Source organism: Carnobacterium sp. TMP28, assembly GCF_047553015.1.
Taxonomy (GTDB): domain Bacteria; phylum Bacillota; class Bacilli; order Lactobacillales; family Carnobacteriaceae; genus Carnobacterium_A.
Map to the genome: position 1 here is coordinate 2,002,074 of NZ_CP180212.1, position 12,413 is coordinate 2,014,486.

9 protein-coding genes are annotated in these 12,413 nt (G+C 34.0%); 2 read left to right on the forward strand and 7 right to left on the reverse strand.

Features of this window, described 5'->3' with window-relative positions:
• Positions 1-109: 109 nt before the first annotated feature.
• The gene (locus tag ACMHYH_RS09565; RefSeq protein ID WP_414839176.1) at positions 110-4,414 is read right to left on the reverse strand and encodes a carboxypeptidase regulatory-like domain-containing protein; all 4,305 of its coding nucleotides are present in this window, start codon (positions 4,412-4,414) and stop codon (positions 110-112) included.
• Between the two features lie 159 nt (positions 4,415-4,573).
• Between ACMHYH_RS09565 and ACMHYH_RS09570 the strand changes: the two genes are divergently transcribed.
• Positions 4,574-5,680: an IS4 family transposase gene (locus ACMHYH_RS09570; RefSeq protein WP_414838910.1), complete on the forward strand. Its 1,107-nt coding sequence runs from the start codon at positions 4,574-4,576 to the stop codon at positions 5,678-5,680.
• A gap of 292 nt (positions 5,681-5,972) precedes the next feature.
• On the opposite strand, the gene ACMHYH_RS09575 is transcribed toward ACMHYH_RS09570, so the two are convergent.
• The 5 genes from ACMHYH_RS09575 to mnmH are packed head-to-tail and all read right to left on the reverse strand — an operon-like array spanning position 5,973 to position 10,159.
• Entirely contained in the window at positions 5,973-7,139 is a 1,167-nt protein-coding gene (locus ACMHYH_RS09575; RefSeq protein WP_414839177.1) for an aminotransferase class V-fold PLP-dependent enzyme, read from the reverse strand.
• A gap of 16 nt (positions 7,140-7,155) precedes the next feature.
• Positions 7,156-7,431: a DUF3343 domain-containing protein gene (locus ACMHYH_RS09580; protein ID WP_414839178.1), complete on the reverse strand. Its 276-nt coding sequence runs from the start codon at positions 7,429-7,431 to the stop codon at positions 7,156-7,158.
• On the reverse strand, positions 7,428-8,051 hold the full coding sequence (gene yedF / locus ACMHYH_RS09585) for a sulfurtransferase-like selenium metabolism protein YedF (protein WP_414839179.1): 624 nt from the start codon (positions 8,049-8,051) through the stop codon (positions 7,428-7,430). The genes ACMHYH_RS09580 and yedF overlap by 4 nt, the downstream gene beginning before the upstream one ends.
• Before the next feature lie 35 nt (positions 8,052-8,086).
• Positions 8,087-9,115, reverse strand: coding sequence for a selenide, water dikinase SelD (selD, locus tag ACMHYH_RS09590; protein WP_414840384.1), 1,029 nt, complete (start codon positions 9,113-9,115; stop codon positions 8,087-8,089).
• Between the two features lie 3 nt (positions 9,116-9,118).
• Positions 9,119-10,159: a tRNA 2-selenouridine(34) synthase MnmH gene (mnmH, locus tag ACMHYH_RS09595; RefSeq protein ID WP_414839180.1), complete on the reverse strand. Its 1,041-nt coding sequence runs from the start codon at positions 10,157-10,159 to the stop codon at positions 9,119-9,121.
• 338 nt (positions 10,160-10,497) lie between these two features.
• Between mnmH and ACMHYH_RS09600 the strand changes: the two genes are divergently transcribed.
• Positions 10,498-11,001, forward strand: coding sequence for a hypothetical protein (locus ACMHYH_RS09600; protein WP_414839181.1), 504 nt, complete (start codon positions 10,498-10,500; stop codon positions 10,999-11,001).
• A gap of 88 nt (positions 11,002-11,089) precedes the next feature.
• Here the strand turns inward: ACMHYH_RS09600 and ACMHYH_RS09605 are convergent, their stop codons facing one another.
• The gene (locus ACMHYH_RS09605; RefSeq protein ID WP_414839182.1) at positions 11,090-12,388 is read right to left on the reverse strand and encodes a DUF2254 domain-containing protein; all 1,299 of its coding nucleotides are present in this window, start codon (positions 12,386-12,388) and stop codon (positions 11,090-11,092) included.
• Positions 12,389-12,413: the final 25 nt, after the last annotated feature.

Below are 12,413 nucleotides of genomic sequence, written 5' to 3' on the forward strand. Positions count from 1 at the left end.
TACGGTAAACTAATAGAAAAGAAAAAACCTTTCACAAAATATATGAAAGGTTTCTCGAAAATATAAACATTAAAAATGATCCATCTTATCTTCTTTACTAGTTACTACTTTATTCGCTTATGTTTTCAGAATTTATTTCATCTGTTTTTTCTTTTATGTCTTCAGATTGATTTAATAGTACACGAGCATTTTGATAATTTACTATCGGGCCAACTTCTCTTGATGAAGTTACATAAACTTTATTCAACACCTTAAAAGTATCCTCAGTAATATTATATTCAAATACATCCCATGCATTACCATCTAAATTAGGAACATAAAAGACGAATGGCGTAATTTGCTCAGAGAAATAGACTTTTACCATTGCTCCTGAATTTTTTAATTCTTGATTGCTATTATCTGTATAGTTGAAAACTGAGAAAGTATATTTACCATCTACAGGTGAACTTAACGTTGTTGTTTCTGGTCCAAATTGACTTGTATCATCTACATCTAGTTTATAATAGGCATTTTCATTAATTTTTTTATTCTTATCTCTATAACTAATCTGGAACTGTTCTTGACTATCTAACTCAGCTGTTAAATGTGAATCTAAATCATTTGGTGTTTCACCCCAGGTTAATACTACTCGAATCTGATCTTTTTCTAAAACTGGCGTTACCTTCCCATTTTGTTCTTCAATAGTCTTATTCCCTAAAACTTTGACAAAGAACGTATCTGCTTGATAATTAATTTCATTTGATGATAATGGTGTTGCATAGACTGTATAGATTCCTGCGGGTAAATCTACTACATATTTCCCTGAAACAGTAGTTATTTCTTTTATAGTTTCTGCATTTTTATAATTATATCCTTCATGAAATGCTAGTCTAAAATCTCCCAGAGCTTGTCCACCTGTAAAGGTATCTATAAGTTTTCCACTTATAGTTCCAGTTCCAGCATCATTAATAGAAATAGCTTCCATCATATGATTAGATACTTCGGTTGTTTCTGTAAGCCCTACAACTACCATACTTTTCGTTTCAAGAAAACCTTCTTTATTCATTTTTATTTCATAAACACCTGGTGTTAAGTTTGAGAATAAGTACTGTCCATTCTCATTTGTTTTAACAGTTATATTTTTATTGTCAGAAGGGAATTTTTTTTGTAAAGATACATCCACATTTGTAAGTGGAACGTTATTTTCATTATTTAAGTCTGCATCTGCTATCGTTATTCTTCCTTCTAGCTTGATGGGATTTGATTCTTTATCTAGATAATAATTCTCTACCACATTATTTTTAAAATCAAATTCTTCTATTACATACTGCTCGTGGTTTGCATGTTGAATCGTTAGTTTGTATTTACCTATTGGAAGACTCTCGAATATAAACTCACCTTGCTCATTTGTTACTACCTCGTACCTTGGTTTAGCAAAATTATCATATGCTTCTAAAGTTAACTTTGCACTTGAAAGTGTTTGATTATTTGATATATCTTGATCAAAATCTTTTGTGTAAATAGTTCCTTCAAAATTTCCAGATTCTTCGCTACTCAAAATAGTTTTTGACCATAATTTTTGTTCGAAAGGTCCAATAGTTGCTTTGACACCTAGCGCAATATCGAATCTTTCCTCTGCATAAATACCCATTTCTAAAGATCCAGTTCCTGTATAATCAACATTCATATGTGATAATGACAGCTTCCCTTGGTAATCACCTTTAATTCTTGTATCAATTCCCGCCCTTAAAGCTATTGGCAATGTTCCCGATACAGTAACCCCCAATCCAGCTGATACTTTTACTCCTATCTCACCTTCACCATCTATAGATATAATTTTTTCAAGAGAAGGAGGTTGATCTTTTTCAGCACTTGATTTTGCTTCAATATTACTTGTTTGAACCCAATACTCACCTTGTTGACTATTTTTTGTTCCTTTATTTTCTTTCACTGTACCATGGCTGCCTACGAATCCATCTTTTTGAACGTTAACCCCTTTTTCAATATATGAATTCTCATTTTCTTGAAGTGAAATAGATACTTTCATTTCTCCATTAACATCTAATAAAAATAAAGCTACAGCATTTGCATCAAGTATGCTATTAAATACTCCATCTTGAGTTGTCACTACACCTGTGATAAGATTTAACCCAATCGCTCCTAGTACGATAGTATTATCCATATCTAATCCCATCGAAGAAAAATTACCAAATTTAATTTGTCTAGGATTCAAACTATATTTTTTTGCTATTTCCTTCATGTAGTCATCATTGTCTAAAGAAATCTCTGGCAATTTTAGTGTATGATTTTTACTATAAACATGACTGGTTCCAGATTTGACTTGATCTGGTAAACCAATAAATGATTTTCTTTCAACATTAAAATCAACATTGTAGTTAGAATAAGAGAGTTCTCCAGAATAGGATACCTGATCTTTCTTTGTTTCTTCGTCGCCATCTTCATCAGCTAAGATAAAATCTTCTATTTTCATTGATATGTTTAAGTTGCCATTATCATTTTCATCTAGAGCAAATTGAGGATTAAAAACTGAACTTAAACTATCTTCTGAATGGCTATTTTTGGATAAAACACTTCTACCATTAGCATCTTCTGATGGAATAACCATGGAGTCATTTCCTATTTTAACTACTGCATTTTCAGGAGCAATAATATAATCTACTGGATCGCTATAGTCAATAGAATCAGCTGAAATACTAATTCCTCCTTCTATCAAGTCGGATAGCGTTGCTTGGTACATGTGAATTACTTCAGTATCTTCAGGATTATACCCATACGCATTGTCTTCATCATCATGAGACTCATACAATAAACTTAGCCCACTAAAAAAATATTCATTTGCTGGTATATAGAGTATATCTCCTACTTTAATTTTGTTGCTCGTTATATCTTTCAAAATCGGGCTTTCATTTTTCACAAGTAAATTTAGCATATCATCTGAAGTATCTTCAGGAGTTCCATTATCTGAAGTCCAATACTCTAAAATATTACTACTGATACTCTCGATTTTTTTCAACCCTTGTTCAGTTTTTGGATCAACTGGCACAACATTATCTGCTAGCTCAAGAGTTGTACTTAGTCGATTAATCCTTACTTCTTTTTGATTAAAACTGCCCGTCTTCGTGTATGCAGTTAAAGTGATAAAGTTAGTTCCTATTTCTAGAGGGATATCATTAATCGACCAGTTAGAAAGACCAGTTACTTTAATGTTCTTTACTTTTTCATCTACATTAGAATAATAAGTCGCTATTACTTTATCTATGTTATCGTTCGAATTAACAAGTCCTGACAACGATGTTTTTACTGTTCTTACTTCTATGACTTCGTCATTAGTTGATTCGTTAACTTGTATGATAATAGCTGAATCTAACTCTCCTTCAGGCTGTTCTTTAGGTTTATCGTATTCAACTTTAAACCCTATTTTATGTTTTATATTTTCAATAGATACTTCTTTATAGCTATTAAAGGATTTTTTTTCATTCTCAACTGCTTTTACTGTGAGTATGCCCGTTTGAGCTAATGCAGTTGACGTAGCTAATAATACAATAATAACTTTTCGCGTTTTTTTATTATAAACGAAGTAAACAATTCCCCCCGTAACAACAATAAATGAAACAAATACAACGACTACTTTAATTAATTTATTTTTATTTTCTCCATTAGCATTCTCTGACTGAACCTCACTTTTGCTAGCCTTTTCTTTTATATTTTCTTCAGTATCTATACTTTTAGAAATTGATTTGGAAGGGATTTCTGTAGGAAGATCTATTTTTGATGATGTATTTCCTCTATCGTTAGTACTATTTAAATTGATTAACTTATCGGTATCTTGATATGCTAATAAGTCTGATTGTTTCTTTTTTGTATGTATTAATTGATTATTTCTTTCAGATAAATTTGTTATGATATCAGTAGAATTTGTTTTATCTTTTGAATCATTTTTTGGTTTGACTACTATTGAATCTTTCCCGATAGTAACGCTGTTATTTTCTAATACTGGATTTTTCCCAATCGTTTCACCATTATTGTCTAATGCTGGGTTTTTTCCAATCGTCTCATCATTATTCTCTAAATCTGATGAAGAAAATTTCATAGTAATTGGATTAGAAAGTGAATACGTTTCGTTAGGTTTTAATTCTTTTATTACAATATCAGGAATTGCTTCTTTCAATTTTAATGTATCTGGTATAAGGCTACTTATAGTTATATTATTAATTGAAAAATTATTGTTATTTTTGATAGTTAAATTTAGATCGACACTCTCATTCTTCTTATAGTTATCTTTGGTCGTCTCCACTTTCACTTCAAAACCATCTTGATTAAAAGTTGAATTTGGGACTGATTCCAAAGCTGATACCGGTTTAGCACTTAATATAGTAAATAATACGAAAAATAAAAATACGACTTTCTTTTTCACTCTTTCTCCTCCAAAATTCTTATTTAATAGTATGATTCACTAGTGTTGCATGAAACATTGTATGTTTCACAAATTTGTTTATATTATTCCAATATGCAAAAAAGTCCTTTATACTGAACTCAGATGACTCATCCAAGACCAATAAAAAGGACCAAACTCATGGATAAGTATAAAACAAATTCTGCTTTTAATAAATGGTTTTCTTCGATTAAGCTAGATTTTTTACCAAGCTCTATTCAAAAAAAGATTGTTGACTTTGATAAATATCATAAGAAACTTAGTTTCTCTCAAGCTCTTCAACTTTTTCTTCATGGAATCAATGACGAAAAAGAAAGTCTTAGAGAGATGAATGCGGCTTTTGTTTCGAAAGAACTTCAAAAAGAAATGGGCATGACTAGTATCAGTTATTCCCAGCTTTCTAGAACTCTATCAAAAATAGATTCAGAGATTCTTTTAGCTATTTTTAGTCAGCTAGTTAGTCAGGCTAAAAATAAAAGGCCCGTAACGAAACGAAATAGTCTCTATCTAATTGATTCTTCGACGTTTTCACTTAACCAAAATCTTTATCAATGGGCTGATTTTCGTAAAACAACATCAGGAGTTAAGCTTCACTTAAAGCTCTGCTTTATGGATAATGACCATCTTTACCCAGATGAATTTACACTAACTAACGCCGTCGAGCACGATACAAATCAGTTAGAAGTATTGGTTAATCAACCTGAAGCGACTTATGTGTTTGATCGCGGTTACCTTGATTTTGAACGATTAGATACGATGCACTCGCAGGGCTACTTCTTTGTGACAAGAATCAAAAAGAATACAAAAGTTCATGTTTTAGAACCCTTAGTAGCTTCTAAGAGTGAGTCCGTTATCAGCGACCAAATGGTCGCATTAGGTGCTCAGAACCATCTAACGTCCAGATTTCGTTTAGTAACCGTTCAAGATAAAAAGGGGAAAACTCTCCAGTTTATTACCAATCGTTTTGACTGCTCCTCTACTGACATTGCAGAAATGTATAAAGCACGTTGGCAAATAGAGCTGTTCTTCAAGCATATTAAACAACATATGACGATTAAAAAGTTTTTTTCAAGAAGTGAAAAAGGAGTTGTCAATCAGCTGATTTTAGCCATGATTGCCAGTTTATTAACCTATTTGATTAAGTTAAAAACAAAAAGTAACCAGTCTGTTTTCCAAATCAAACGATTTTTTCGTTATCTGTTATTTCAACCGGCAGAAGAATGGTTTAATCTTTTGATACCGACTTAGATCCTTAAAGAAAGGGTGTCCGTTGGTAATGGAATCAGTTGAATAAGCAAAATTTTCTGGAAATAGTCATCTTTCGCGTAAGCATTCCCTTTTTTTGCCTTTTTTCAGAAAAATAAGAAATGAGGTTAATCAAGCTATGTTTATGCAACACTAGTGAGTATGATTATAGCATACTTCATAACTATAGTTATAAAATATTGGGAAATTATATGACAAATGTTAGTTAATCTTTCTCTATTTTTTTTCTTCAGCAAAAAAATAGAGAGAAGATGGTTTATTTACCATCTTCTCTCTATTTTTCTAAAGCTAACTCTGTTAAAGCTTCAATAGCTCTATTTATTTCTGCTTTTGTATTGAAGCTAGAAAAACTAAAGCGAACCATTCCACTTTCGATTGTGTGATAATGTTCATGAACGAGTGGGGCACAATGGGCGCCTGAGCGAACGCAAATGTCATATTCTTCATACAAGACATCCGCTAGATCTCCTGAACTCCAACCTGCTAAATTTAAACTAATAACTGCGCCGTGTTGCTCTGGATTTTCTTTTAAGCTTTTTAGATTACACCCATAGATTTTTATCCCTGAAATGATAGAAACTTCTTCAAGAAAAAAAAGTGTCAGTTCTTGTAATTGTTTTTGAATCGATTCTACCGATAGCTCTGCGACATAATCTAAGCCTGCTTCTAAACCTGCCAAACCATGTACGTTTAACGTTCCTGGTTCGAAGAGACCTGGCATCTGTTGTGGCATTTCTTTGTCATAAGAATGGCTGCCACTTCCTCCACTAAATACTGTTTTCAAATGAAAGTTAGGCTGATTTAAAACGATTCCGCCTGTTCCTTGAGGCCCGTAAAGGCTTTTGTGACCAGTAAAACACAACCCATCAATCTGCATCTCAACCATGTCAATTGGTACCACACCAGCACTTTGCGCAGCATCAACAATGAGCAAAATATTCTTTTCTCGACAATAGGCGCCAACTTTTTTCAAATCCGTTATTTGGCCTGTAACATTAGACATGTGATTGATAACAATCGCTTTAGTATTTTTTTTCGTCAACTGTTCCAATTGATCTAGCCGTACTTGTCCCTTTTCATCTAGTTCAAGAAAATCAAGTTGTAGACCTTCTTTTTCTAGTTGATAAAGTGGTCGCAATACAGAATTGTGCTCATTTTTTGTTGTGATAACTGCATCTGTTGGATTTAATACACTTTTTAAAAGCAGATTGAAAGCCATCGTCGCATTCGAGGTAAAACTTATTTGACTAGCATCTTGTGCATGAAACAATTGGGCGATTTTTATGCGTGTTTGCTCGGCTTGACGTAAAGCTTGTAGTGCTGGTGCATGGCTGCCACGAGCCGGATTTCCGATTGTTTGGCTTTGAATAGCCTGGTATACAGCGTCTGCTACTTGAGGCGGCTTGATTAGTGTTGTTGCACCGTTATCAAAATAATCCATTATTGCCTCCTAACCCTTATTGTTTCCAAGAGGAAACGGTTTTTTTCCGTTCTTTTGAGACTATTACTTCATAAATCCCTTCACAACTAATCGCTTCTTTTGTAATAAACGCTTTGATCTCTTTTACATCATCCATTGAAAGTTGCAAGACCAAACCACAGCCTGCTGAAAGTTGTTCAGGAATGGGAATCAAGCGACAAGTCCAGTTCTTTTCTGTTATCTTGATTTCTGCTTGCGAGGCAGCTGAGGAACTCTCAAAAACAAGAATCCCATAGTGCTTGCGATTGATCATGGGGAGACCGTTTTATATTGGCTTTGCAACTCGACAATACGGTACATATTTGTTGCTTCACCAACCATAAGCTGGTCTTCAAGTTCAAAAAATTCGACACAAATACCGCAAGTCAAAATTTCTACTCCATCACTTGCCATGGCTTGTAAATCTTGTAAAACTGGTGAACCTTGGGCAGTTAATTTGGCCCCACCATTATAAAAAAGAATCTTATCGGGCAATTGTTCTTGTTCAGATAAAGAAAAGAAAAAACTTTTCATTAACGTTTTGCCTAAGTCTTTTGAGCCAGTGCCAATGAATTCAGAATGGATACTCACAATATACGGTTGTTGTTTTGATTCCATTTCTTTTTTCAATACAATCGGTTGTTGTTTACTGACTTTGTTGATTGAACTCTTTTCTCCTCGTTCTTTTGATAATTGGACACTATAAGAAGAAGCGCTAGTTTGTTCTATTGTTGTTTTAAATCCTAATTGATCCGCCATTTTTTTTAGATTTTGTGTAGCAATTTTATTGTCTACTAAAACAATTAAGTCTTCATTCAAAAATTCTTTCATAGCTCTTTTCGTTAAGATTACTGGCATCGGACAAGCCTGTTCTAAAGCATTTATTTCGTGCATCGTTTTTTACCCTTCTTTCATCTTTTTAATCTAGTTTAATAGATAGTCATTTTATAATCAGAGCGCTCTGTAACAACACCGATTATCCCACTAGTTAAGCCTTCTGCCTGTAATTCAAGCAGCAAATCATTGGCTTGAGCTGTTGGTACGCTAACCAATAAGCCACCTGAAGTTTGGGGATCAAAAAATAGTTCCTCTAAAGCGTAATCATCAAACTCAAATTTTACATCGGAACTTAGTGCATTCCGATTTCTTTGTCCACCAGCTGTTATCAAAAATTCCTGAGCCCCTTTATAAGCTCCTTTTAAAATAGGTGTCGCTGAGCTTTCTAGTACACAACTAAATTGATCTGTTAACATTTCATTCAAATGCCCCAACAAGCCAAAACCTGTTACATCCGTACAACTGTGTACCGTATATTTTTTCAAAATCGTCGACGCATACACATTCAATAACGTCATCGAAGCAGCTGCTGCTTGAAATTCTTCTTCACCCATTTCACCGGCACTATAAGCGGTTGTCACAATCCCTGTTCCTAATGGTTTAGTAAGAATTAAGCTATCGCCTAGTTCACATGTATCGTTTCTGTAAATGTTATCAGGATGGACCTTTCCTGATACAGATAAACCATATTTTGGCAGAGAATCATGAATAGAATGACCACCAACTAGAATACCACCTGCTTCTTTTACTTTCTCTTGTCCACCAGCTAGTATTTCAGCTAGGATGGTTAAAGATTTTTCTTCTGGCCAACAAACCATATTCATCGCTGTTAGCACTTCTCCACCCATTGCAAAAATATCACTCATTGCGTTTGCTGCTGCAATCTGACCAAATAATCGAGGATCACTAACCATTGCAGGGAAAAAATCCATCGTTTGAATCATCGCTAGTTCTTCGGTCAGTTGATAGACTGCTGCATCATCTGCAGAGTCAAATCCGACTAATAAATGCTTATCCTCTTGTTTGGGTAATGTTTCTAAGATACTACTTAAATCTCCAGGACCGATTTTTGCATTACAGCCACCGCAGATAAATAATCCATCTAACCATTGATTTTCCATCATTTATTTTTGCTCACTTTCTTTTTGCCATTCTAGTATTCTGTCTGCCGTTTCTACAGCGTCTAGACTAACCAGTGTTAAATCTCGTTGCGATTTATGGTGATTGTAACGTGGATCATAATAAGACACCAATAAGCTTTCTATGACTAAATCTACATCGCCACTCATGACTTGCTCTTGAAATAAGTGAACTCGCTCCTCATTAATAAAGGCTTTTAAAGCTCCTAAGGAATCAGACAACTCTTTTTGATTGTCTTCTTTTACATAGTCGCGATGAATCTGGGCAACTCGTAATTCTAGAGGCGCATCAATATAGAATTTTTTCCCTTCCTTAATTGCAGAAAATAGACTTGAAGGAATCACAACATTTCCAATCCGTTTGCTTTCTCCTTCAGTAAAAACTACCTCTCCCTCTTTCCATCCTTGACTAGCTTCAAAAAGTAAACTCTCGAATGCTTTTTGAGAATGAGGTTCAGATAATCCAATACTGCCTAACATAGACCCTCTGTGATTAGCACAACCTTCTAAATCTAAAATATTGGCTCCTTTTCTCGAGAGTTCTTTCAAAATCTCTGTTTTCCCACTACCTGAAAGGCCGTAAAGAGTCACAAATGCTGCCTTTGTTAGTTCAGTATCTAGATGCTCATTAATATAGTGGCGGTAAGCTTTATATCCACCACTTAATCTACTTACTGGTAATCCCATTGCTTTTAGTAATGAAAAAATAGAATTAGACCGCATGCCACCTCGGCTACAAAAAATAACTAATTCATCGTATTGACCTAATAACTTTTGGTAATGAGTATACATACTAGGAAGCTGACTCGCTGCCCAATCTACACCGTATTGCTTGGCTTCTTCTACTTGTCCATTGACGTACAAAGTTCCTACCGTTGCACGTGTTTCATCATCTAAAACAGGAATGTTTACTGCTCCTGGAATCGTGGAAAAGCTATGTTCTTTAGGACTACGAACATCCACAAAGCCAATTGTTTTATTTTTTTTAGCGGCTACTATTTCTTCATATGTTATCGTTGGCTTCATTTTTTCAACACTTCCTGACTTACTAAATTTATCTTGTCTTCTTCTATCATACTACTATTTTTATTGAATTTCTTTATTATCAGCTTGATTAAACAATTTTTTAATCAAGAATAATGGCAAAAATAAGACACTTAAACGACTAGGCCAGTTTCTTAATGCTTCTTCTTTGATTAAAAAATATTGTCTTTATTTTCTCTTTTTGTTTCCTATTTTACTAAACGCTGATTCTTTTCTTGTACCATCTTGTGTAAATAAGGTAGACTTACATCATAGGAAGAGACGCTAGTGCATCATTTGAGCATGGCTCTTTTAAATTCATTCAATGAAAGGAGACTACCATGAAAAAAATCGTTACGGTTAATGATAAGATGCAACAAAGTGAATACGAACTATCTGAAGAACCTGGTGAAAATTTTGATGCCGAATTTAAACCGGAACTTTCTCCAAAAGAACTTTTAGAACTAGGTGTTTTTGGTGGAAAATACATGACAGATTGCAAGGATGAATTTCCAGAAGATTGGTTTGAACATGCTAAGTTATCTCCAAAAAAAGCCGATATTTCTTTAAACTATTATCAAGTTGATGCCTCCATGCCCCTAAAAGCTTGGCAAGAAAAAGGTTGGATTCATTCAGAAGATCCGCGCGGTTGGTTCCAATGGTATTGTCGTTATTATTATGGTCGTAGACTACCTGAAGAAGATCAAATCCAAATCAAACGATGGAAAGCCATTAAGAGGCATGCCGGTGCGATCAAAAAAAATTGTGAAGATAAAGATCAAAGTTGTAGAAAAAAACAAAGACAAACGCTTCTTCATTGGGCATACGATAGCAGAACGATTTAAAAAAGAAGAAACAAGCACTCTAATCAGTAGATTAGTCAGACTTGTTTCTTCTTTTTTGCTAAACACAATCCTCACACAGTCTTTGTATTTAAAACTTGCCTTCTGATTCAAGAATTTCTTCATAAGCTTCTATAATTAATTTTCTCTCTAAAGAATCATGGACTGTTTTTAATAAACGATCAAAAAGATAATGCGCTTGTTCTTTAATGACTTCTCTATTAGTAAATTTCGCTTCATTTGTCATGTGACGATAAGCTTGAAAAACAGCTAACATCACATAAACATCCCCCTGTCCATAGTGAACGATTTGAAGAAAAGTATCACGTAGCATCCTATCTAAGTCATAGGTTTCACGATAAATTTTTCCTTTTGAATCTTCTTCTTTCATCACAACGTATCCTTCTTTTAACGAACACAATTGTCCTAGTAATAGACCTAAACTATTAATACAAAAAATAGCTGTATTAGGATCGTTAGTTCCCGGGGATAGTGCTCTTAAGGCAACTTCTACTATCTTTTGAATAGAAAAATTAAAATCTTGTTCTTCTGAACGACGCATCCCAATCAAATAATGCTCGCGTATTTCTTCTGCTACTCTTTGACCATCTATATCTTCTGGAATAACTAGCAAATCACCAATAACGATTTCATTTGTCACAAATTGTCCTGTCATTCGATTAAAACGAATCGTTACTTGGTGTTTTTTTGCTACTTCAAATAATCGATCATAATCGACTATTTGAACGTACCCATTTGCCTTAACCCTAATCGGAAAACCCAGATTTTGGCTTTCTACACCTGCTTTTGAAACAATTTCATATTCGCTCATTTCTTCTTTATAAATAGAAATAACCTCTTGCGCTTGAGCGTATAAACGATCAATTAAATTACTAGCTTGAATGTATTTGCCCACACTATTAATAAATAAGATAAAATTAAATAAACCAAAGATAATATAAATAACTCCGATTGTCCCAGCAAGAATGGGTTTTGTTAAATATTCTTCACGGATAAACAGCATACAAGTAATACTATAGATAAATCCACTTACGAAAATCCCAAAAGATTTCATCGTGCGCTCATCTGCTAGAAAATTTTCAACTACTCGTGGAGAAAACTCACTCATGTAGATACTCAAAACAACCATTGTCGTTGAAAAAGTAAAGGTCGTGATTGTAATGAATGCACTTGAAACAACACCTAAAACAGACTTAGCTAAACTTGCACTCGTTAATAACAATTCAGGTAAATAAGGTCTCATATCAAATAAATACCCATTATCTAATAAAACGACGATAGCTGCTAATAGTAAAGCGAATACACTATAAGCGACCGGGTAAAGCCAGATACTTTTCTTTATCCTCTCATAGCCTTGTTTTATCTTCATCACATTTTATCTCCTCCCTTTCAAA